Below are 22,183 nucleotides of genomic sequence, written 5' to 3' on the forward strand. Positions count from 1 at the left end.
CATGAGGAGCTCCGGCTATGCCGTCATTCGATATTGTCTCTGAAGTCAAAATGAACGAGGTGTTGAACGCAGTCGACAACGCCAATCGTGAACTGGCCACCCGTTTCGATTTTCGTGGGGTAGAAGCCAGCTTCGAGTTGAACAAGGAAGAGGTAAAACTGGAAGCCGATGCCGATTTCCAGCTCAAGCAGATGGTCGAAATGCTGCGCGCTGCCCTGCTCAAGCGCAACATCGAAAACAGCTCCATGGAAGTGGGTGACTCCGTTCACTCCGGCAAGCGCTTCCACCTGACCGTCAAGTTCAAGCAGGGGATCGAGAAAGAGATCGCCAAGAAGCTGGTCAAGCTGATCAAGGACTCCAAGATCAAGGTACAGGTCGCCATCCAAGGTGATGAAGTACGTGTCACCGGCAAGAAGCGTGACGATCTGCAAGAGACCATGGCACTGGTCCGTGGCGCCGAACTGGGTCAACCGATGCAGTTCCAGAACTTCCGCGACTAATTTGTCCACTCAGCCGTGGCGCACTCAATGACTCGCGCCACGCTATCTAAATCGCGGCCATAAAAAAACCGGAGCAGATACTCCGGTTTTTTTGTACCCCAAGTTTTATTAGAACTTGTAGGTAACAGAGAAGTAGTGACCGAAACCAGTAGATTTACTGAAATCGTTGTTGTCAATACCGTAGATTTCATTGAAGTACTTCAGACCATAGCCAACAGCGTAACGGTCGGAGTGCCAGTAAATACCGTGGAAGGTGCCCAGACCATCAGAATGGGTAGTATTTTCCATGCCCCAAGTGTAATCCAGATAACCTTGATAAGAGACGAAACTACCGTTGGAGAAGGTATAGAAGGGTTTGAACCAGTTCATGGAGAACTGCTGGCCGTCCCAACCAGTCGGGCCTTCCTCACCGGTTGTGAAGTCATTAAATGCTTCGTTCATGTGGCGCTTGTACAGGTTCATACCTACTTTGCCAAACCATGGCACCATCACATCAGCACCGACCCCCACCAACGCTTCGTTCAAGCCTTGGGAACCACCGATGTTGAACAGGGTAGACAGATAAACTTCTTGTACTGGGCCAAAGGACAAATCCTGACCAGTCAGCGCATCCAGAGATACACGGGGAGCAAACTTCATGTAGAGGTTATCACCACCATGCTTGTCACTGTGCTTGGTGTCGAAAATATCGAAAACGTCGACATAACCATAGAGATCAAAGATACCGGAACGACCACCGAACTCCATCTCAAAATAGGTATCGTTGTAGCTACCGTCATTGGTGAAGATAGGACGTTGGTCAATGGTATGCATCACGTTGAACTGCATCCACTTGTAGTCATTCTTGTGGATATCACCGCTGTAATCAGCAGCAAAGGCCGGAGTAGCGGCAGCAGCCAGCAGACCGGCAGCGATCAGAGTCTTGGTAAATTTGGCCATTTTATTGGTCTCTTGTGCGTTAGTTGAGGTTTTCCGTAGCCTGCCCACAAGGAGCGAGAGGAATTCTAATCAAATAAAATCAGGGGAGAAACAACTTCTCGGGAACTTTATCCGGAAGTGTGAATCTAATCACCCCCGATTCTACGCAAACGCTTGCTATTTGTCAGCCGCTGAGAGCAACTCACTCCCCTTTCTGGCTACCAGCACAATCAACAACAACACAGGCAAGCCCAATAAACTGGTTCCGACAAAGAAGGCGCTGTAGCCAATCTGCTCCACGACCTGCCCGGAAAAACCGGCCAGCAATTTGGGCAACAGCAACATCACCGAGCTGAACAGCGCGTACTGAGTCGCCGAGAATGCCACATTGGTCAGGCTGGAGAGATAAGTCACAAACGCCGCGGTCGCAATGCCGGCACTGAGGTTATCCAGCGAGATGATCAGGGTCAGCAACTCCAGGTTGTGACCAACCTGATGGAGCAGGGCAAACAGCAAGTTGGTGCTGGCGGTGAGCAGCGCCCCCAAAAATAGAATGCGCAGCGTGCCAAAGCGCATCACCAGCACGCCCCCCAGCGCAGCCCCCACCAGCGTCATAATGACGCCAAACACCTTGGTGATGGTGGCCACTTCAGTCTTGCTGAACTGCATATCCACATAGAAGCTGTTGGACATCACCCCCATCACCACATCGGCAACCCGATAGCAGGCGATCAACGCCAGGATCAGCAGCGCCGATCCGCCATAGCGGCGGAAGAAGTCGGCAAACGGACACCAGACCGCCTCATAGCCCCAGGCTCCGGCACTGGCCAGCGGCGCAGGCCACCCCTGTTCCAGTAGCAACGCCTTGCGCTCGGCCTGCTGCTTGCCCTGCCCGGCCAGATCGATATCCGGTTCATGGCAGAACAGGGTGGTGATGACCCCGAGTGACATCAAGCCCGCCATCACCAGATAGGTAATCTGCCAGCCACGATAGTCATAACCGCTGTTGCTGCCAAACCAGGCCGCCAACGCCAGCGCACCGGCACCCGCCATGATCATCGCCAGCCGGTAGCCGGTCATGTAGGAGGCCGCCATCGCCGCCTGCAGCCGCTCGGGGGCGGATTCGATGCGATAGGCATCGATGACGATATCCTGCGTGGCCGAGGCAAAGGCCACCAGCAGGGCAAACAGCGCCAGCTGGGCCAGCTCGGTCTTGGGATCGCAGAACGCCATGCCGACCAGCGCGGCGGCGATCAGCAACTGGGAGAACAACATCCAGCTGCGACGACGCCCCAGCAGCGTGGAGAGCAACGGCAGCGGCATGCGATCCACCAGCGGCGACCACAACCATTTAAATCCATAGGCGAGCGCCACCCAGCTCATGTAACCGATATCGGTCAGGCTGACATCGGCCTCACGCAACCAGAATGAGAGGGTACCGAACACCAGTAGCAGCGGCAGACCCGATGAAAAACCCATGGCAAAGAGAATAAACACCCGAAATTCGAGATAGACGGCGAGGGACTCTCTCCAGCTTGGTTTGCGGATCATGTTCAACTACCTGACGACTTTGGAAAAGTGCGTCATTTTGGCAGGTTGATGGCAGATAGCCAAGGCGAGCAAAGAGATAGGCCAAAAGAAGCCCGGATAGAGAAAAGGCACATTCCAAGCGGGATGTGCCTTGCATAGTGTGTGACGAGCGCGCGGTGACGAACCACGTCCGGCGAGGGTTACTTGCCCGCTTTCTTGTCGACTTTCTTGTCCGCCGGGGTTTCTGCCAGCAACACCACCTTCTTCAGAATGATGGGGCTGGTCGGCACATCGTTGGCACGCAGAATGGAGCTGTAACCGGTCTGTACCTGAGCCAGCTTGTCCAGCACCTCCATCCCCTGCACCACCTGACCGAACACGGTATAACCCGCGGCGCCACCGGCGTTGAGGTTATTGTTGTCGACCAGATTGAAGTAGAACTGGCGAGTCGCGCTGTCGACCGCCTGGGTGCGAGCCATGGCGATGGTGCCACGCTTGTTGGGCAAACCACCACGCGACTCGTTGACCACAGGCTCATAAGTCGGCAGTTGCTGGAACTGCTGGTTGTAGCCACCCCCCTGCACCACGAAGTCCTGGATTACCCGGTGGAAGATGCTGCCATCATAGCTGCCATCAGCCACGTAGCGCAGGAAATTCTTCACCGTCTGGGGCGCCTGCTTGGAGGCCAGCTCCACCACGATATTGCCGTGGTTGGTCTCCATTCTGACTTTAGGGCCCGCGAACGCCAGCGGGGCGATCAGCATGGCCAGCAACCAGAGTTTTTTCATCATCAGACCCCTGCACCGTTCGGTTGACCTTTCAGGTAACCGCGCAGCGCATCATCCGCCATGATCTGCTGCAGCACGCTACCCAGTTGCAGGTTCAGTGTAGACTCCAGATCGGCCATGCTTGGCTCGCTCGGGCTCTCCTTGCTGGAGGACATGTTGAACTGCTTGGTCAGACGGTTGCCCTGGAAATCTGCGATCACCTGCAGGCTGACGCGAGACTTGGTGACATAGGTAAAGGTCTTCTCTTCCACATTGACTGCTGCATTGGAGATCACCAGCGTCAGGTTGGTGGTGCCACTGTTGCCCACTTCCAGACCCTGGCTACGCAGCCCTTCGGCCAGCCGCTCGGCCATCAGCAGGTTGAGCGGACGCTCACTGTTGACCAGCACCGGCGCTTTCTCTTTATGTTTTATGGAGAAGACGTAGGCAGCCTCACGCTTGTCTACCCCTTCCATGGTGATGCGATTGCCAGAGTAGTATTGCTGGTTGGCGGGGATCACCTGCGGATTGAGTAGCGCCGTCTCCGGCCAATGAGTGGCACACCCGCCCAGCATCAGGGCGGCCAGCAGCAAGAGTGACTTTTTCATCATGGTTTCCTTTGGCTTTAGCGTTTGATGGCTTTCAAAATAACGAATTTGCTGTTCGACGCAACGACTTGTGCGTTGGCAAACAAGCGCTTGAGTTTGTTGTGATAGTCCAGATGACGGTTGCCTACTATCCAGAGTTCACCCCCTTGAGGCAACACCCGGTGCGCATCGCTGAACATCTGCCAGGCGATATGATCGGTGATCGCCTGCAACTGATGGAAGGGGGGATTGCAGAGGATCCGATCCGCCGAGCCGACCGCCACCCCGTCGAGACAGTTATTGACCATAAAGCGGGCGCGCGGCAGTGCATCGGGCAGATTGTGCTCGACGTTGAGCTGTGCCGAGGCGACCGCCATATAGGATTCATCGATAAAGGTCACCTCCACCTCGCTGTCTTTGGCAAGCAGCGACAACCCCAGCACCCCGTTGCCACAGCCCAGATCGATCACCTTGCGGGCACTGTGAATGGGCAGGTTGTCCAGCATAAAGCGGGCACCGATATCGAGACTGGTGCGCGAGAAGACGTTGGCATGGTTGTGGATGAGCATGTCAGTGCCCTCCAGCGGCCACACGGTCGGGAAGGGATGGGCCAACGCGGGACGTTCTGCCTGCGGCTCGCAGTGAATGAGACGCGCCTTTTTCCAGGCCAGCGAGGTACGGGTCGGCCCCAGATACTTCTCGAACAGCTTGAGCGTGGAAGTATGAATATCCTTCGCCTTGCCAGCGGCAATGACCCAGGTCGCAGGTGTCACTACATCCCGCAATGCCAGCAGTTGCTGTTCCAGCAGTGCCTGATATTTGGAGACCTTGATCACCACCAGCGCAGGGGCATCGGGCAGCGGTGCCAGCGCATCCTGCAAGGTAATCCCGCCTGCATCCAACCCGTTTTCAGCCAGATTGGCCAGGGTCGCCCGCTCGCTGATGTAGGAGTCGGTGACGCAGCAGGGGGAGTGAGGATGCAGATAGGCGGCCAGCGCGCCAAAGCCGTCATTCATGATGATGACGGGGCCCGCCTGCTCGAGGGGGGACTCCGCCAGGGTGTTGATCAGATATTCGTCAGCCGCATCCCAGGCTTGCAGCGTCTCCTGACTCTGGCGCGGATAGCGGTAGAGTGTGAGCTGGCAATGGGGAGTGTCGAGAAGGGTTTGCATAGGAAGAGTCCAACCTCGGCTTGATTCGTGTATACAGGCGCCAGGGGCGACGCAAAGTGGCGCTATTCTAGCGAGGAGCAGGAATTTCACCAGTTCGATGCGCATCAAGGGGGCAACTGACCGGTGATTTCCCCCTTACGGGGGCTTATTCGATCGCACGACTGCCGATAGAATGGCCCGACATTCACTCTGGAAGCCGATCCGATGACCCTCCAACAACTGATTGAAGCAAAGCTGACCGCCGCCCTCTCCCCCACCGTGCTGGAGGTGATCAACGAGAGCCACATGCACCGTGTGGAACCCGGCTCAGAGAGCCACTTCAAGGTGGTGATCGTCAGCGAGCAATTTGCAGGGCAGCGGCTGCTGGCTCGTCATCGTCAGGTCAATGCCGTGCTGGCCGACGAGCTGGCCGGCGCAATTCATGCACTGGCGCTGCATACCTACACGACAAGCGAGTGGCAGGAAAAAGGCCATGCCCCGCGTACCCCGAGCTGCGTTGGCAAACCGTCACTCTCCTGAACCGGGCGGCACCACACCATTCTCATTGCGCATCTGCCAACAAAAATGAAACAAACTTTCCCCATTGGCCCCGAAAAGACTACATCCAAGGGGGTATTTTTCAGCATCGAGGCTTGTTGTTGACAGTTAAAACAACAGCAAATACCCCCATTGAGGTAGCAAAATAAAAAAACCTTTAAAACCACGACTTACAAGGTGTCGGGGGCTTATTCATTGCAGGTTAATTTTGTGATGGCACGGGGATTTTGCCCATTTGGCATGGCAGAAAATGCACCTTAAGTGGTAAACTCAAGCGCTTTTGAGTGAGCTTGCATGTTGAATAATTGTTGAGCCTGACCACCTGGCACAGCCACAACATCGACTCATTCAACCACCCGTCGTGATGTATTTCTCGGCGCTAACCAACCTCTCCCGTAACGGTAGTGCAATTGAGTATGATTACAATCAAAAGAGGACTGGACATCCCCGTGCTGGGTGCGCCAGAGCAAGTAATCTACGATGGCCCCGCCATCACCCGTGTTGCGACACTGGGCGAGGAGTTTGTGGGGATGCGACCTACTATGTTCGTCAAAGTAGGTGATCGCGTCATCAAAGGTCAGGATCTTTTTGAAGACAAGAAGAATCCGGGCGTTAAATTCACAGCTCCTGCCACCGGTGTGGTTTCAGAAATCAACCGTGGTGCCAAACGTGTTCTCCAGTCCGTGGTCATCGACCTCGACGGTTCCGATGAACAGGTGACATTTGAGCATTTTGCCTCTGCCGAGCTGGCCAAGCTCGAGCGCAGCAAGGTGCAAGAGATCCTGGTCGCATCAGGTCAGTGGACTGCGTTTCGTACCCGTCCGTTCAGCAAAGTCCCCGCGGTAGGCACAGCCCCGCGCGCCATCTTTGTGACCGCAATGGACACCAACCCGCTGGCAGCCGATGCCGAGCTGATCATCAAGGAACAGCCACAGGCCTTCCTCGATGGCCTGGCCGTATTGACCCGCCTGACCGACGGCACCGTTTACGTCTGTAAAGGCGAAGGCAGCCTGCCCCACTCTCCGCTGACCCAGGTCAAGGAAGAGATCTTTGTCGGTCCGCACCCTGCCGGTCTGCCGGGTACCCATATCCACTTCCTGGATCCGGTCAGCAGCACCAAGGTGCAGTGGCACATCAACTATCAGGATGTGATCGCTCTAGGCAAGCTGTTCACCACCGGTGAGATCTGCACCGACAAGGTGATCGCATTGGCTGGCCCGAACGTGCTCAAGCCGCGTCTGCTGCGTACCCGCCTGGGCGCCTGCATCAGCCAGCTCACCAACAACGAGCTGCGTGCCGACGAAAACCGTATCATCTCCGGTTCTATCCTGAGTGGTGCCAAAGCCGAAGGGGTTCACGACTACCTGGGTCGCTACCACAATCAGGTTTGCGTGCTGGGTGAAGGTCGCGAGAAAGAGTTCTTGGGCTGGATCAACCCCAGTGCCAACAAGTTCTCTATCACCCGGACCACCCTCTCTCATCTGATGAAGGGCAAGCTGATCAACTTCACCACCACTACCAACGGTAGTGACCGTTCCATGGTGCCTATCGGCAACTATGAGCGGGTGATGCCACTCGACATCCTGCCAACCCTGCTGCTGCGGGACATGGTCTCCGGCGATAGCGACGGTGCGCAAGCACTGGGCTGCCTGGAGCTGGATGAGGAAGATTTGGCGCTCTGTACCTTTGTCTGCCCCGGCAAGACAGAGTACGGCCCGATCTTGCGTGAGTGCCTGACCAAGATTGAACTGGAAGGTTAAGCGATGAGTTTCAAGCAACTTCTTGAAAATATGGAACACCACTTCGAACCGGGTGGAAAGTACGCCAAGTACTACGCCCTGTTCGAAGCGGCGTACACCCTGTTCTACACCCCGGGTACCGTTACCCGCAACGCCTCCCACGTTCGTGATGCGCTCGATCTGAAGCGCATGATGATCATGGTGTGGCTGGCCGTGTTCCCGGCCATGTTCTGGGGCATGTTCAACGTGGGTAACCAGGCGATTGCCGCCATTGCCCACATGGGCTCGGCTGCTGGTGCCAGCAGCTGGCAATATGCGCTGGCTACCATGCTGGGTGCCTCCCTCGATCCGGCTGTCGCCGGTATCGGCAGCAAGATGCTGATTGGCGCCACCCACTTCTTCCCGATCTACCTGACCGCATTCCTGGTCGGTGGCTTCTGGGAAGTACTGTTCGCCATGGTGCGCAAACACGAGATCAACGAAGGCTTCTTCGTCACCTCCATCCTGTTTGCCCTGATCGTGCCGCCCGAGCTGCCCCTGTGGCAAGCTGCGCTGGGTATCACCTTCGGTGTGGTGATGGCCAAAGAGGTGTTCGGTGGTACCGGCAAGAACTTCCTGAACCCGGCGCTTGCTGGTCGTGCGTTCCTGTTCTTCGCCTACCCGGGCCAGATCTCCGGTGACGCCGTATGGGTGGCCGTTGATGGCTTCTCCGGCGCGACTGCTTTGAGCCAGTGGGCCCAAGGCGGCCAGATGTCGCTGATCAACGGTGCAACCGGTCAGGCTATCAGCTGGATGGACGCTTTCCTGGGTAACCTGCCGGGTTCCATCGGTGAAGTCTCTACCCTGATGATCCTGCTGGGTGCAGCCATGATCGTCTACATGCGCATCGCCTCCTGGCGCATCATCGCCGGCGTGATGATCGGTATGATCGCCACCTCCCTGCTGTTCAACGTCATCGGTTCCGATACCAACCCCATGTTCAACATGCCGTGGCACTGGCATCTGGTACTGGGTGGCTTCGCCTTCGGTATGGCCTTCATGGCAACCGACCCAGTCTCTGCCGCCTTTACCAACAAAGGCAAGTGGTGGTATGGCGCCCTGATCGGCGTGATGGTCGTGCTGGTTCGCGTGGTCAACCCTGCGTTCCCGGAAGGCATGATGCTGGCCATTCTGTTTGCGAACCTGTTTGCTCCCCTGTTTGACCACTTCGTCGCTCAGGCAAACATCAAGCGGAGGATTGCACGTGGCGTTTAATAAAGATTCAACCCTCGGCACCGTCAGCGTGGTTACCGGCCTCTGTCTGGCCTGTTCCATCGTGGTATCCGTTGCCGCCGTGGGCCTGCGTTCTACCCAGCAGGAAAACAAGGCGCTCGACAAGCAGAGCAACATTCTCGCCGTAGCCGGTGTGGATGTGAGCGATGTGGCCAAGCGCGACCTGGCCAAACTGTACGGCGAGAAGATCGAAGCCCGTCTGGTGGACCTGACCACTGGTGAATTTGTTGACGGTGATGCCGACAACTTCGACACCAAGCTGGCAGCGAAAGATCCGGCTCGCAGCCTCCGTCTTGCCGCCGCTGACGACAAGGCCAGCCTGCGCCAGATCTCCAAACTGGTTCCCGTGTTCTTCGCCAAAGATGCCGAAGGCAAGGTAGACAACATCATTCTGCCCATTTATGGCCAGGGTCTGTGGTCAACCATGTATGCCTTCGTCGCCGTTGCCGCTGATGGCCAGACCATCAAGGGCATCACCTACTACGACCACGGTGAAACCCCGGGTCTGGGTGGCGAGATCGAAAACCCAGCCTGGCAGGCGCTGTTCAAGGACAAGAAACTGTTCGACCAGAATGGCATGCCGGCGCTGCGCGTCATCAAGGGCCATGCTCCGGAAGGTTCCGAGCATGATATCGACGGCCTGTCCGGCGCTACCCTGACCGGTAACGGCGTACAGCATACCTTCGACTTCTGGATGGGTCCCAAGGGCTTCGGTCCTTTCCTGGCCAAGGTTCGTGCAGGAGAAATCAACAATGGCTGACAAGAGCGAAATGAAGAAGTTGCTGTTGACGCCTGTGCTCGGCAACAACCCCATCGCACTGCAGGTGCTGGGTGTCTGTTCCGCGCTGGCGGTTACCAGCCAGATGAAAACTGCGTTTGTAATGACCCTCGCGGTCATGGCGGTCACCGCCTTCTCAAACCTGTTCATCTCCCTGATCCGCAACCAGATCCCGAACAGCGTCCGGATCATCGTGCAAATGGCGATCATCGCCTCACTGGTTATCGTGGTTGACCAGGTGCTCAAGGCATATGCCTATGACATCTCCAAGCAACTGTCGGTCTTCGTGGGTCTGATCATCACCAACTGTATCGTGATGGGCCGCGCCGAAGCGTACGCCATGAAGAGTGCCCCGCTGCCCTCCTTCCTGGATGGTATCGGCAACGGTCTGGGCTATGGCGCCATTCTGCTGAGCGTGGCAACCGTGCGTGAGATCTTGGGCTCCGGCACCTGGTTCGGCATCGAGCTGCTGCCGCTGGTCAACAACGGTGGCTGGTATGTCCCGAACGGCCTGCTGCTGCTGCCGCCGAGTGCATTCTTCATCATTGGTCTGATCATTTGGGGCGTACGCACCAAGGATCCCAAGCAGGTGGAGGCGAAGGATTAAGGTATGGAACACTATCTGAGTCTGTTGATTAAATCGATCTTCATCGAAAACCTGGCACTCTCCTTCTTTCTGGGGATGTGTACCTTCCTGGCGGTGTCCAAGAAGGTAAAGACCTCCATGGGTCTGGGTATTGCCGTTATTGTGGTGCAGACCATCGCGGTTCCTACCAACAACCTGATCTACAACTACGTGCTTAAAGATGGCGCTCTGGTATCCGGTCTGGATCTGAGCTTCCTGAGCTTCATCACCTTCATCGGTGTGATTGCAGCACTGGTACAGATCCTGGAGATGGCGCTGGACAAGTACTTCCCGGCACTCTACAACGCGCTGGGTATCTTCCTGCCGCTCATCACCGTGAACTGTGCCATCTTCGGTGGCGTCTCCTTCATGGTGCAGCGTGACTACAACTTCATGGAGTCTGTGGTCTACGGTGTGGGTTCAGGGGCAGGCTGGATGCTGGCGATCGTTGCGCTGGCAGGTATCCGCGAGAAGATGAAGTACTCCGATGTTCCGGAAGGCCTGCGCGGTCTGGGCATCACCTTCATCACCGCCGGCCTGATGGCGCTGGGCTTCATGTCCTTCTCTGGTATCTCCCTGTAATCGGCTTTCCTGCAATCAGAAAGGAACGATAGATGGAAATTATTTTGGGTGTGGTCATGTTTACCGTGATCCTGCTGGCACTGGTGGCAGTCATTCTGTTCGCCAAGTCCAAGCTGGTGACCGCGGGCGACGTGACAATCAGCATCAATGGTGACCCGGCCAAGGCTGTGACCAGCCCGGCCGGTGGCAAGCTGCTCGGCGTGCTGGCTGGCAGCGGTATCTTCGTCTCCTCCGCCTGTGGCGGCGGTGGCTCCTGCGGCCAGTGCAAGGTACGGGTGAAATCCGGTGGCGGCGACATTCTGCCGACCGAACTGGATCACATCAGCAAGGGCGAAGCCCGTCATGGCGAGCGTCTGGCCTGTCAGGTTACCGTTCGCTCCGACATGGATATCGAACTGCCGGAAGAGATCTTCGGGGTGAAGAAGTGGGAATGTACTGTTATCTCCAACGATAACAAGGCCACCTTCATCAAGGAGCTCAAGCTGCAGATCCCCGATGGCGAGAGCGTACCGTTCCGCGCCGGTGGTTATATCCAGATTGAAGCCCCGGCTCACCACGTGCACTACAAGAACTTCGATATTCCCGAGGAGTATCGCGGTGACTGGGATCGCTTCAAGATCTTTGAACTGGAGTCCAAGGTCGATGAGCCGATCATCCGTGCCTACTCCATGGCCAACTATCCGGAAGAGTTCGGCATCATCATGCTGAACGTGCGTATCGCTACACCGCCCCCGAGCAACTGGACTGCCCCTCCGGGACAGATGTCCTCCTACATCTTCAGCCTCAAGGCTGGCGACAAGGTGACCATCTCCGGTCCGTTCGGTGAGTTCTTCGCCAAGGACACCGATGCCGAAATGGTATTCATCGGTGGTGGTGCGGGTATGGCGCCGATGCGTTCCCATATCTTCGACCAGCTGCGTCGCCTGAAGTCCAAGCGCAAGATCAGCTTCTGGTACGGTGCCCGTTCCAAGCGTGAAATGTTCTATGTCGAAGACTTTGACATGCTCGCCGCCGAGAACGAGAACTTCACCTGGAACGTCGCCCTGTCTGATCCGCAACCGGAAGACAACTGGGACGGCTACACCGGCTTCATCCACAACGTGCTCTACGAGAACTATCTCAAGAACCACGAGGCACCGGAAGATTGCGAGTTCTACATGTGTGGACCTCCGGTGATGAACGCTGCCGTCATCAATATGCTCAAAGATCTGGGCGTTGAAGACGAAAACATCCTGTTGGATGACTTTGGTGGTTAATCCATGCACAGTGTTGTAAAAACCTGGCTAGTCTTCGGGCTAGCCTTTTTCTTGACTGGGTGCGGTCAGGAAACGGTCCAATCCAAACCGGAGATCCACATCACCGGTAGCACCATGGGCACTTACTACTCCATCAAGGTGGCGGACAGCGCCATCAGCGATCCGGCCAAATTGCAAGCCGAGGTCGATGTCTTGCTGGAGCGGGTCAACGATCAGATGTCGACCTATCGCCCCGATTCAGAACTGTCGCGCTTCAACCAGCATCGCAGTGCTACGCCGATCGTGGTGTCCCGTGACACCGCGCGGGTCGTCACAGAGGCCATTCACATTGGCCGTGAGAGCCAGGGGGCGCTGGACGTCACCGTCGGCCCCTTGGTCAATCTGTGGGGCTTTGGCCCGGACAAGAAGCCGACTAAGATCCCTTCCGACGAGCTGATCACCCAGACTCGCCAGAAGACCGGCCTGGGTAACCTGCACGTAGTGACCTCGGTGGATGCCGACACCCTGCAAAAAGACATTCCGGATCTCTACGTCGATCTCTCCGCCATCGCCAAGGGCTTTGGTGTGGACAAGGTGGCCGAGTATCTGGAGTCCCTGGGCGCGCGCAACTATCTGGTCGAGATTGGCGGCGAGCTACGGATCAATGGCGTCAACGGCAAGGGTCACCCCTGGCGCGTCGCCATCGAGAAGCCCACCGCGGGCACCGGAACGGTGCAAGAGGTGATTATTCCCGGTGACAACGGGGTGGCCACCTCAGGCGATTACCGCAACTACTATGAACTGGATGGTCAGCGCTTTTCCCACACCATAGATCCGCGCAGCGGCAAGCCGATCCAGCACCGTCTGGTGTCGGTCACCGTGATCCACCCCTCCTGCATGACTGCAGACGGGCTGGCTACCGTATTTATGGTAATGGGGACCGAGAAGAGCCTGGCCTATGCCAACGAGCGAGGCCTGGCGATCTTCGTGATCACCAAGACGGACAACGGCTTTGAAGAGGCCTACTCCGATGCCTTCAAGCCCTATCTGGTCAAGAAGTAAGAGGTACAGATGCAGATTTTTCTGATCACCTTCGGGGTATTCATGCTGGTGATAGCCGCCATGGCTATCGGTTACATCTTCCAGAAGAAGACCATCTCCGGCTCCTGTGGCGGCCTGGGTAGCGTTGGCATCGAGAAAGAGTGCGATTGTCCGGAACCCTGCGACAACCGCAAGAAGAAGATGGCCAAGGAAGAGGCCCGTCGCAAAATGCTGGAAGAGAACCGCATCATCTGATGACCCTGGCTTTTCGGTAAACAAAAGCGCGCCATCGGCGCGCTTTTTACTGGCCGTTATCTTGCTACTGTGGTCAGGGCTGACGTTCGATATAGAGGATCACCTCCCCCAGATGGATGCCGAACTTGCTGATGGCGGCGCGATTGATCAGGCGATCCTCATCCAGCAGATACATCCAGTCATCGAAGCTCACCCGCACCACCTCGCCATCCGGCAGCGCCAGATCGAGCTGGTAGCGCCAGTTGAGGGCAAAGCCTTGGGTTTTACCCACCGCCTCCCCCACCACATCGGAAGCGGTACCGCGCCAGTGACCATCATCACCCTTGCTCAGATACCAAGTGCGGGTCTGCTGGCGGCCATCGTCAAAGTAGAACTGTTCGAACAGCTCTCCCTTGCCATCCTTCCAACGACCCACCATCTCGACCCGAAAGCGACTGGTCACTTCGCCGCTGCGGTCGGTCACCAAGCCGTGAGCCACCAGCTTGCCGTTGAAGAAACGGGCGAGATCCCAGTTTGGTCCCTGCCCCCGATAGTCATCGAGACTGGCACCACAGCCGCTCAGCAGCAAAAAGGGGAGCAGCAGCAACCAGCGGTATGCACGATAGAAAGACATCAGACACTCCATGTTCAGGGTTGGCCGCGCAGGCTGCGGGTCAGGGCGGGATCGCGGCTGTTGTCAGCCAGCCAGATGGCGAGAAAAGCGGCCGAGAATTGCGGATCCGCCAAAGTGCCCAGCGGCTTCTCCTGCCACCAGAAGTGGCCTGCCCCACCCTTGTCGACATAGAAGGTGAGCTTGTCGCCTGCCTGCACATCGGGCCAGAGTGCAGCGAGCTGGCCGAGCCAGCGCTGACGTTCGGAGTCAGTGCCAAGACCGAGCCGCTGCCACTCGGCGGCAGTAGCGCTCAGCAGATCTTCCCGCTCGATGGATCTGGCATAGGTGAGGGTCAGAGCCTGTGGATAGTGACCGGGCTGATAGTGCCCGCTCGCACTGTAGAGGGTGGCATCATAGAGCTTGAACCAGAGCCAGTTCATCTCCCCCTGCCCGACCGGGCGCAGCTGCTGCCAAGGTGCGGCAGAAGCGTGCACAGCGGTTGCAGCAAAGAGCGTAAACGCCAGTAGTAGCGGGTTAATTCCACCCCATATGCCAGTGGTTGGGGTCTTCCAGTTCATGTCAGTCCATCTCCTGTTCCTGCAGGGTGTTGATATCCTGCATCACCACCTGCATTAGCTCCCCTTTCGCGTTCCGCTGGCAGGCAACCACCAGATAGAAGCGGTCAGCGAGCTCGTGCTGGCTCTCTTTGGTCCATTTGGAAAAAAGCAACGAGTCGGTCGAAAAGGCGTTCATCATGACTCACCCTCCAGCTTGACCATTACCCACAGGAGTACGGGCAACCACCACATCCAGATCACTGCCAGCAGCGCCGTGCTGATCCAGATGTCCCAAGGTAAGTGTACTGCCCCCATGGCGGCCCCCGCCACATAGGAGGAGGCACCGCCAAACACGCCAAACAGCGCCTGCTGCCAGCGGGGCAAGCGCAGCAGCCAGCGCATGCCGTGACCCAGCGTCAGGGCAAAACCGAGCCAGAGCAGTACCAGCCAAAAGGGAAAACCGGACGGGAACTGGAACAAACCGAGCTGCCAGAGCAGCGCATCCAGCAGACAGCCAGCCACCGCGATGGGAAGCAGCCGCCAGTCACGCTGGCGGCTGGGTGAGAAAAGAAAGTGCAGCAGCAACATTGCCAGCAGCGGGCCAGGCTGCTGCCACTTCACCGCCAGCAACCAGTAGAGGTTGAATCCCAGCAGGTGAGCCCACTGCCACATGGTCAGTGACCGCTTACTGGCACATCACCCGACCAGCCAGTGGGGCCCGGCTTGGCAGCCTCCAACTGTACCAGACTGATGCTGCGCTCCCAGAATCCCCCCTCGCAATAGGCGAAGTAGAAGTGCCACAACCGGATGAAATCCTGGCTATAACCGAGCTTGGGCAGCTCGGGCGCCAGTCCCAGAAAACGCTCGCACCAGTGAGCCAACGTGCGGGCATAGTGATGGCCGTGATCGTGCAATCGCACCAGCTGCATGTCGGTTTCCCGCGCCAGCAGTCCCGCCATCTGGGAAACGCTGGGCAGGCAGCCACCGGGGAAGATGTAGCGCTGGATGAAATCAACCCCGCGCAGATACTGGGCATGGCGCTGATCGGCGATGGTGATGGCCTGGATGAGCAGGCGACCACCGGGCTTGAGCAGCCGTGACAACTGGCGGAAATAGTCGGGCAGGAAGGCGTGACCCACCGCCTCGATCATCTCGATGGAGACCAGCTTGTCATAAGTGCCCTCCAGCTTGCGGTAATCCTCCAGCAGCAAGGTGATGCGATCCCCCAGCCCCTCCCGCGCAATCCACTCTTTGGCATAGTCATGCTGGGCTCGGGAGATAGTAGTGGTAGTCACCCGGCAGCCGTAGTGGCGGGCGGCATAGACCGCGAGGCCACCCCAGCCGGTACCAATTTCCAGCAGATGATCGTCAGGCCCCAGTTCCAGCCGCTCGCAGATGGTGCGCAGCTTGGCCTGCTGCCCCTCTTCCAGAGTGGCCTCGGCGCTCGGATAGATGGCGCTCGAGTACTGCATATGGCTGTCGAGAAAACTCTGATAGAGGGTATTGCCGAGATCGTAGTGGGCGGCGATGTTGGAGCGCGAGCCGGTCAGAGTATTGCGATTGAGCCAGTGGCGCACCTTGTTGAAGGGAAAACTGAGCCAGCCGAGGCGCCGCTCAAGGGAGTCGAGCAGCGTCAGGTTGCGAGCCAGCAGCCGTACCAGCGCCACCGGATCCGGGCTGGTCCAGAGCCCCTCCACCCAGGTTTCTCCGGCGGCAATGCTGCCCCCCAGCAACAGACGGCGATAGAAGGCTGGATCCTGCACCACCAGTTCGGCATGCAGACCGGTGCCCGCGACGCCAAAGCTGTGGCGCTCACCACCATCCCGCAGCAGCAGCTGGCCATGTTCGAGACGCCCCAGCAGTTTGAGCAGCAATTGCCTTGCACTTTTATCGATGAATGAGGCTGAGAGGGTAGATTGAGCAAGTTCCATTAGCGGCTCTCCGGATGGGTAAATATCGGTGTTCGTTTGATAAAAAGACGCAGGGCCTGCCAGTAGATCCCGAGCAGCACCTTCATGGTCATCCAGGGCCAGCGGGCCAGCAGGGCCACCAGCCCCTTGCGCGACAAGGGTTCGCGCGTGAGCGCCAGGGTGGCGTCAAACAGCTTGGCTTCACCGGATACGGGATGACTCTCGATATGGATCAGTGTCTCCTGCGCGGGCGGCCTGATGCGCCAGTGGTAACGCATCGCCAGCCCCATAAAGGGGGATACGTGAAAATCCTTGTCATGGGGCGCCAGCGCCGCCAGATCCAGCAGGTAGTAGTGACGCTCGTTCCAGGGGGTGTTCGACACCTCCGCCAGCAGATAGCGCGCCTCCCCCTGCCGGTAGCAGAAGTAGAAGTTGACCGGGCTGAAGTAGAACCCCAGACAACGGACATTGCCGAGCAGCAGCACCCGCCCCTCGGGTTCGGCATCACCACCCAGCTCGCTCACCTTCTGCCACACCGCCTGCTTGAGGCTTCCCTCACTCCCCTTGAGATAGTCATGGCGGTGAAACGAGAGCAGCCCTGCCCGCTCAACCCCGAACCAGCGCCCCTGATCGAGCTGCGGCAGTTCATCGAGATCCAGCCCCAGCATAAAGAGGCTGTATGAGAAGGAGTGAGCCCGCGGTGCAAAACGGCGGTGGCGCACTGAACCCTGCCAGATGGCGCTGGTGACGCCAGCCAGTTCGTCGGCACGCTCATGTTGAGTGGCCACGGTGGCGTCGCTCATAGCTCGGCTCCGAAGCGCCTGGCGACGTCCAGCGCGCTGCGCACCCCATCCTCATGGAAGCCGTTGTACCAGTAGGCGCCGCAGAAGTGGGTGTGCTGCTGGCCGCAGATCTCCGCACGCCGCTGCTGAGCGGCGATGGAGGCCTGATTAAACACCGGATGGTGGTAGACGAAGCGACGCAGCACCTTGCTCTCATCCACCTTGCCCTTGGGGTTGAGGCTGACGCAGAAGGGCTCTGGCGAGTTCACACCCTGCAGGATGTTCATGTTGTAGCTCACCAGCGGCCGTGCCTCGTCGTTGCCATCGAGCTGATAGTTCCAGCTGGCCCATGCCTTGCGACGGGTCGGCAGGCAGCGCGCATCGGTGTGGAGCCAGACATCGTTGGCCTGATAGGGCATGTCGCCGAGAATAGCCTGCTCCCGCTCGCCGGGATCCGCCAGCAGCGCTAGCGCCTGATCGCTGTGGCAGGCGAAGATCACCTCGTCAAACCGCTCCTCGCCGTAGCTGCTCTGGATCACCACGCCATCCGCGACCCGCCGCACGCTCTGCACCGGACAGGCGAGGCGGATCTGCGACTGCCAACCCACCGTAAGGGGGCCGATATATTCCCGCGAGCCACCCGGAATCACGTACCACTGGGGCCGGTTGGCCACATCGAGCAGGCCGTGGTTGGCAAAAAAGCGCAGGAAGAAGCCAAGAGGGAAGGCGCGCATATCGGCCAGCGTTGATGACCAGATCGCCGCCCCCATCGGCAAGATGTAGTGGCGGGCGAAGTAGTCGCTAAACTCCCCCGCCAGCAGAAAGTCCCCCAGGGTCAGCTCGGGGCCTGAATCCTGATGTTGACCATCCGCCAGCCAGGCCCGCGCCTCCCGGTTGAACCGCAAGATCTCGGCGACGAAGCCATAGAAACGGGGGCTCAGCAGATTGCTGCGCTGGGCAAACAGGGTATCGAGGTTGTGGCCGTTATACTCCAGCCCTTCCGGGCTCTTCACCGAGAAGCTCATCTCAGCCGGTTGCCGTGCCATGCCGATCCGCGCCAGCAACTTCAAGAAGTTGGGGTAGGTGCGATCGTTGAAGACGATAAAGCCGGTGTCGATGGCATAGCTGCGGCCAGCCAGATCCACATCGACGGTGGCGGTATGACCGCCCAGGGTCGGCGCCGCCTCGAACAGGGTTATGTCATGGAGTTTGTGGAGCAGAAAACCGGCGGTGAGTCCCGAGATCCCTGAACCGACGATGGCGATCTTTTTCTTCATGAATGGCTTCCTTTCGATACGAGTGCGCGGCCAAGGCGCAGCCAGAGCCCCACCGGCAGCGCACCAAGCAGGCGCAACAACCAGATGAAACGGCGGGGAAAGTGGATCTGGTGACGACCAGCGGTCAGCCCGTCCATGATGGCGCGGGAGGCTTGCTCCACCGTCACCAGACAGGGCATGGGAAAATCATTTTTGGCGGTGAGCGGCGTCTGGACAAAGCCGGGGCGGATCAGGGTCACGCCGATCCCTTTGCTGGCAAAATCCAGACGCAAGGTATCCGCCAGATAGTCGAGGGCCGCCTTGGAGGCGCCATACGCCTCGGCTCGCGGCAGCGGCAGCCAGCTCACCGATGAGCTGACGATGGCAAGCCGTGATCCCGCCCCTAGCAGTGGCAAGAAGGCGGCCAGCGCATGGCCGGTGGCGGTCAGGTTGGTTTCGATCACCCGGGCAAACAGCTCGCTGTCAAACCCCTCGCCGACATCCATGTACTCGCAGTTGCCTGCGTTGAGGATCAGCAGATCCAGCGGCGGCAGCGTAGCGGCTATCCCGTTCATTGCGGCCACATCCCGGGCATCGAACTGCAGCGGCGTGACGCCATGAAGCCCCAACTCCTGCAGCCGTTCGCCATCGCGGCCGCAGCCCCACACCTGCCAGCCAGCACGCCGGTAATCTAGCGCCAGTTGACGACCTATACCGGAGGTCGCCCCGGTAATAAGCACCCGGCCGCTCATGCGCCGAGCCTCCCCTTGATAGTGCGCACCACGGGCCCGAGCAGCGGCAACTGCTCGTAGAGCATGGCGCCCAGGTCAAAATAGTCCCGGTGCTGGCACACCTTGCCTGCCGCGTCGAACTCGAGGCGGGTGGCCCCCTCCACCGTCACCGGCTCACCACCGCGCAATCTGGGGTGGGAGAAGGTCATAGTCCAGCCGAGCCAAGCCTGCGGCCCTTGCTGCTGCTGACTGGTGATGACGAAACGGCAGTAGGCGAGGCGCTGATAGAGGGCAGCAAAATAGTCGCCAAGGGCCGCCAACCCCTCGATGCGGTGAGCCGGATCGGTGAAGACTACCTGTTCGGCATAGACATCGGGCAAGCGGTGCAACTGCTGTTTGTCCAATTGCTGATAGAGGCCAATAAAGCGTGCCAGCGGCTCGTTCATCCTATTTCTCCAGAGCGCGAAACATCTCGATGGCTCTCACCCGTGCAACGGCGTGATCCACCATGGGTGCCGGATAATCCTGTCGCCCCTTGAGCCGCAGCACGTCGTGTGGCTGATGCACATAAGCGGCGGGAATATCGGCCAGTTCAGTTACCCAGGTACGGATGAACTCCCCTTGTGGATCAAATCGTTGCCCCTGAGTGGTGGGGTTGAACACCCGGAAATAGGGTGCCGCATCGGCACCTGTGCCCGCCGCCCACTGCCAGCCGCCATTGTTGGCAGCCAGATCGCCATCAATCAGCTGACTCATGAAGTAGTCCTCCCCGAGCCGCCAGTGGATGTGGAGATCCTTGGTGAGAAAGCTCGCCACTATCATTCGCAGCCGGTTGTGCATCCAGCCGGTGGCGTTGAGACAACGCATCGCCGCATCGACGATAGGGTAGCCGGTACGGCCCTCGCACCAGGCAGCGAAGGCATCCGGATCCCAGCTCCACGGCAAGGCCGCCGTCTCGGGTTTGAACGGGCGATTCATGGAGAGGGTCGGGATCAGTACCAGCAGGTGGCGATAGAACTCGCGCCAGACCAGCTCATTGATCCAGACAAAACCGGGCAGGGCCTTCGACTGGGGCCGATAGCCAAGCCGCTGCTGGAGCGCAGCCACACACTGACGGGGGCTGATAATGCCCGCAGCCAGATAGGGGGAGAGCACGGACGTGCCCGCGATGGCAGGAAAATCCCGGGTCTCGCCATAATCGAGCACCGCCTGCTCCAGAAAATCATTCAGACGGCGGCTTGCCTCCGCCTCCCCCACAGGCCAGAGAGGATCAGCCGTCAGCTCGCCGAGCGCCTCATCGACCCACTCCCGCTCGGCCAGCGGCTGCCACGGCAAGGGCTCACCACGGGGCGCAGGGGCGCGGTGAATGACAAAACCATCTTCATCGAGGGCCTTGAGCCAGGCACGGCTGAAAGGGGTGAAGACCTTGAACATCTCCCCCGACCCGGTCAGCACCCGCCCCGGCGGCAACACGCAGCAGCCGTTGAGCCAGTGACAACTCACCGCCTGCTCTGCCAGTGCGGCGCTGACGGCGTGGTCGCGACGCTGCTCGTCGATCTCGATGGCCTGATTGGCGTAGAGCTGGGTCACCCCCAGCTCCCGGCTTAAATCAGCCAACGCAGCGGGCACCTCGGCAAAGGTCTCCACTCGCAGCAGATGGAGCGGGATGCCGAGCGCCGCCAGCTCACGGCCCAATTCATCCACCTGCGCCAACATAAAGCGCTGACGGATGGGGGCCATCTTGTGCTGCCGCCACTGGGTGGGGGAGACGATAAAGAGCGCGGCCACCGGCTCATCATCAGCGCAGGCATGCCGCAAGGCCGGGTTGTCGGCAAGGCGCAGATCATTGCGCAACCAAACCAGCTTCATGACTTTTTCCTCCCGCGTCCGCTGGCACCAGCCACAGCAGTCACGTCCACCATCAGCTCGGCAAGGCTCGCCTGCCAGCCGTGGGCTTTAAGCCACTCATCATCGTAGAGGCGCCCCAGCTCGCCAAACAGGCGCGTACCTGCGGGCCAGTCGGCGGCCTGCTCCTGCTTGCCAAGCCCGGCCCCCAGCAGCACCAGCCAGGGGGTGGCGGCGCGTCCTTCCAGCAGGCTGGCATGGCGCGGCTCAACCGCGCCCAGCAGTTGCACCTCATAGCCCTGACCGATCAGCTCGTAAGCGGCCCACACCAGATCGAGCGGGCCGACCTGTCCCCAGCTCGCCAACGTGACCGGCACGCCCTTCTCCTGCTCGATCAGGTGGCGGGCGAAGCGGGTATGGAGCCAGCCCAGCCACACCTGTTGCAGCAGATCGCCATCGGGCCGCTCGCGCCACAGCCCGAGCAGCCGCTCCACCAGCGGTTGCAGTACACGGCTGCGTACCAGCTCGAACGGGTAGCTCGCCAGCAGATCGTTGAGCTCGGCCTCCGCCTTGCGCTGGTTGAAGGCGAGCAACGCCTGACTGAACTGCTCCAGGGTCTGCTGCCAGTGATCGCTCACTGGCTCAGAATGGGGTTCACTCAAGAGTCCCTTCACCTGCCCGATACTCACCCCCCGCTCCAGCCAGCTCAGGATCTCGCCGATCTGGCGAATATCCTGCTCGCTGTAGAGGCGGTGGCCCTTTTCAGTGCGAGCCGGTTGTACCAACCCGTAGCGGCGCTGCCAGGCTCGCAGGGTCACGGCGTTGACGCCGGTGAGGCGGGAGACCTCGCGAATGGGGTAGATCCCCTCATCAGCGAGAGGAGCAACTTCTTGCGATAAATCAGACATGACAACGTCCATCAAACAGAGGGGTAAGGCTCCCCGGCGCAAATCATGCGCCGGGGCAACAGAA

The 22,183-nt window shown here is 59.0% G+C and carries 26 protein-coding genes; 10 read left to right on the forward strand and 16 right to left on the reverse strand.

The genetic code is table 11. From position 1 onward, the window contains the following. Positions 1-17 precede the first annotated feature (17 nt). Complete coding sequence (locus tag PG888_RS05870) at positions 18-500, forward strand: YajQ family cyclic di-GMP-binding protein (RefSeq protein ID WP_182939041.1); 483 nt, start codon at positions 18-20, stop codon at positions 498-500. A 108-nt stretch (positions 501-608) separates the two neighbouring features. On the opposite strand, the gene PG888_RS05875 is transcribed toward PG888_RS05870, so the two are convergent. The 5 genes from PG888_RS05875 to PG888_RS05895 all read right to left on the reverse strand — a co-directional run bounded on the left by PG888_RS05875 (position 609) and on the right by PG888_RS05895 (position 5,474). Then, a complete protein-coding gene (locus PG888_RS05875) occupies positions 609-1,439 on the reverse strand; it encodes a nucleoside-specific channel-forming Tsx family protein (protein ID WP_182939040.1) in 831 nt (276 codons plus the stop codon). A 156-nt stretch (positions 1,440-1,595) separates the two neighbouring features. Beyond that, entirely contained in the window at positions 1,596-2,975 is a 1,380-nt protein-coding gene (locus PG888_RS05880) for an AmpG family muropeptide MFS transporter (protein ID WP_182939039.1), read from the reverse strand. A gap of 173 nt (positions 2,976-3,148) precedes the next feature. Continuing rightward, positions 3,149-3,736 carry a peptidylprolyl isomerase gene (locus PG888_RS05885; protein ID WP_042657198.1) on the reverse strand — a complete coding sequence of 196 codons (588 nt, stop codon included), beginning with the start codon at positions 3,734-3,736 and terminating at the stop codon, positions 3,149-3,151. Between the two features lie 2 nt (positions 3,737-3,738). After that, complete coding sequence (locus PG888_RS05890) at positions 3,739-4,323, reverse strand: YajG family lipoprotein (RefSeq protein WP_005349692.1); 585 nt, start codon at positions 4,321-4,323, stop codon at positions 3,739-3,741. Positions 4,324-4,340: 17 nt separating this feature from the next. Further along, positions 4,341-5,474 (reverse strand): methyltransferase, encoded by a 1,134-nt coding sequence (locus PG888_RS05895; protein WP_182939038.1) that lies wholly within the window; start codon positions 5,472-5,474, stop codon positions 4,341-4,343. Positions 5,475-5,678: 204 nt separating this feature from the next. Here PG888_RS05895 and PG888_RS05900 point away from each other — a divergent pair, with 204 nt between their 5' ends. The 9 genes from PG888_RS05900 to nqrM all read left to right on the forward strand — a co-directional run bounded on the left by PG888_RS05900 (position 5,679) and on the right by nqrM (position 13,538). Then, a complete protein-coding gene (locus PG888_RS05900; RefSeq protein ID WP_182939037.1) occupies positions 5,679-5,993 on the forward strand; it encodes a BolA family protein in 315 nt (104 codons plus the stop codon). Positions 5,994-6,427: 434 nt separating this feature from the next. After that, positions 6,428-7,771: a Na(+)-translocating NADH-quinone reductase subunit A gene (locus tag PG888_RS05905; RefSeq protein WP_075114005.1), complete on the forward strand. Its 1,344-nt coding sequence runs from the start codon at positions 6,428-6,430 to the stop codon at positions 7,769-7,771. A gap of 3 nt (positions 7,772-7,774) precedes the next feature. Beyond that, positions 7,775-9,004 carry an NADH:ubiquinone reductase (Na(+)-transporting) subunit B gene (locus PG888_RS05910; protein ID WP_042058348.1) on the forward strand — a complete coding sequence of 410 codons (1,230 nt, stop codon included), beginning with the start codon at positions 7,775-7,777 and terminating at the stop codon, positions 9,002-9,004. Beyond that, positions 8,994-9,782, forward strand: a complete 789-nt coding sequence (locus PG888_RS05915; RefSeq protein ID WP_182939036.1) for a Na(+)-translocating NADH-quinone reductase subunit C — start codon at positions 8,994-8,996, stop codon at positions 9,780-9,782. Before PG888_RS05910 ends, PG888_RS05915 begins: the two co-directional genes overlap by 11 nt. Beyond that, complete coding sequence (locus PG888_RS05920) at positions 9,775-10,407, forward strand: NADH:ubiquinone reductase (Na(+)-transporting) subunit D (protein WP_139707908.1); 633 nt, start codon at positions 9,775-9,777, stop codon at positions 10,405-10,407. The genes PG888_RS05915 and PG888_RS05920 overlap by 8 nt, the downstream gene beginning before the upstream one ends. Positions 10,408-10,410: 3 nt before the next feature. Next, positions 10,411-11,007, forward strand: a complete 597-nt coding sequence (nqrE, locus tag PG888_RS05925; protein ID WP_182939035.1) for an NADH:ubiquinone reductase (Na(+)-transporting) subunit E — start codon at positions 10,411-10,413, stop codon at positions 11,005-11,007. A gap of 32 nt (positions 11,008-11,039) precedes the next feature. Further along, positions 11,040-12,263: an NADH:ubiquinone reductase (Na(+)-transporting) subunit F gene (gene nqrF, locus PG888_RS05930; protein ID WP_139707906.1), complete on the forward strand. Its 1,224-nt coding sequence runs from the start codon at positions 11,040-11,042 to the stop codon at positions 12,261-12,263. Positions 12,264-12,266: 3 nt separating this feature from the next. Next, positions 12,267-13,304, forward strand: a complete 1,038-nt coding sequence (locus PG888_RS05935; protein WP_182939034.1) for an FAD:protein FMN transferase — start codon at positions 12,267-12,269, stop codon at positions 13,302-13,304. A gap of 9 nt (positions 13,305-13,313) precedes the next feature. Beyond that, complete coding sequence (nqrM, locus tag PG888_RS05940) at positions 13,314-13,538, forward strand: (Na+)-NQR maturation NqrM (protein ID WP_005338668.1); 225 nt, start codon at positions 13,314-13,316, stop codon at positions 13,536-13,538. A 73-nt stretch (positions 13,539-13,611) separates the two neighbouring features. Here nqrM and PG888_RS05945 read toward each other — a convergent pair whose 3' ends face one another. The 11 genes from PG888_RS05945 to PG888_RS05995 are packed head-to-tail and all read right to left on the reverse strand — an operon-like array spanning position 13,612 to position 22,119. Beyond that, positions 13,612-14,151: a DUF3833 domain-containing protein gene (locus PG888_RS05945; RefSeq protein WP_182939033.1), complete on the reverse strand. Its 540-nt coding sequence runs from the start codon at positions 14,149-14,151 to the stop codon at positions 13,612-13,614. 14 nt (positions 14,152-14,165) lie between these two features. Continuing rightward, complete coding sequence (locus tag PG888_RS05950) at positions 14,166-14,708, reverse strand: chalcone isomerase family protein (protein WP_182939032.1); 543 nt, start codon at positions 14,706-14,708, stop codon at positions 14,166-14,168. A 1-nt stretch (position 14,709) separates the two neighbouring features. Further along, positions 14,710-14,883: a TIGR02450 family Trp-rich protein gene (locus tag PG888_RS05955; RefSeq protein WP_182939713.1), complete on the reverse strand. Its 174-nt coding sequence runs from the start codon at positions 14,881-14,883 to the stop codon at positions 14,710-14,712. Continuing rightward, complete coding sequence (locus PG888_RS05960) at positions 14,883-15,359, reverse strand: DUF2878 domain-containing protein (protein ID WP_182939031.1); 477 nt, start codon at positions 15,357-15,359, stop codon at positions 14,883-14,885. Before PG888_RS05960 ends, PG888_RS05955 begins: the two co-directional genes overlap by 1 nt. A gap of 2 nt (positions 15,360-15,361) precedes the next feature. Next, positions 15,362-16,618 (reverse strand): SAM-dependent methyltransferase, encoded by a 1,257-nt coding sequence (locus PG888_RS05965; RefSeq protein WP_182939030.1) that lies wholly within the window; start codon positions 16,616-16,618, stop codon positions 15,362-15,364. Next, a complete protein-coding gene (locus PG888_RS05970) occupies positions 16,618-17,400 on the reverse strand; it encodes a DUF1365 domain-containing protein (RefSeq protein WP_182939029.1) in 783 nt (260 codons plus the stop codon). The genes PG888_RS05965 and PG888_RS05970 overlap by 1 nt, the downstream gene beginning before the upstream one ends. Further along, positions 17,397-18,656 carry an NAD(P)/FAD-dependent oxidoreductase gene (locus PG888_RS05975; protein ID WP_182939028.1) on the reverse strand — a complete coding sequence of 420 codons (1,260 nt, stop codon included), beginning with the start codon at positions 18,654-18,656 and terminating at the stop codon, positions 17,397-17,399. The genes PG888_RS05970 and PG888_RS05975 overlap by 4 nt, the downstream gene beginning before the upstream one ends. After that, complete coding sequence (locus PG888_RS05980) at positions 18,653-19,387, reverse strand: SDR family NAD(P)-dependent oxidoreductase (RefSeq protein ID WP_182939027.1); 735 nt, start codon at positions 19,385-19,387, stop codon at positions 18,653-18,655. The genes PG888_RS05975 and PG888_RS05980 overlap by 4 nt, the downstream gene beginning before the upstream one ends. Next, positions 19,384-19,812, reverse strand: coding sequence for a nuclear transport factor 2 family protein (locus PG888_RS05985; RefSeq protein ID WP_182939026.1), 429 nt, complete (start codon positions 19,810-19,812; stop codon positions 19,384-19,386). Before PG888_RS05985 ends, PG888_RS05980 begins: the two co-directional genes overlap by 4 nt. 1 nt (position 19,813) lies before the next feature. Beyond that, on the reverse strand, positions 19,814-21,235 hold the full coding sequence (phrB, locus tag PG888_RS05990; RefSeq protein ID WP_270815658.1) for a deoxyribodipyrimidine photo-lyase: 1,422 nt from the start codon (positions 21,233-21,235) through the stop codon (positions 19,814-19,816). Beyond that, complete coding sequence (locus PG888_RS05995) at positions 21,232-22,119, reverse strand: MerR family transcriptional regulator (protein WP_270692953.1); 888 nt, start codon at positions 22,117-22,119, stop codon at positions 21,232-21,234. Before PG888_RS05995 ends, phrB begins: the two co-directional genes overlap by 4 nt. Between the last annotated feature and the right edge of the window lie 64 nt (positions 22,120-22,183).

It is taken from the genome of Aeromonas sp. QDB23, from assembly GCF_027707745.1.
Lineage (GTDB): Bacteria > Pseudomonadota > Gammaproteobacteria > Enterobacterales > Aeromonadaceae > Aeromonas > Aeromonas allosaccharophila.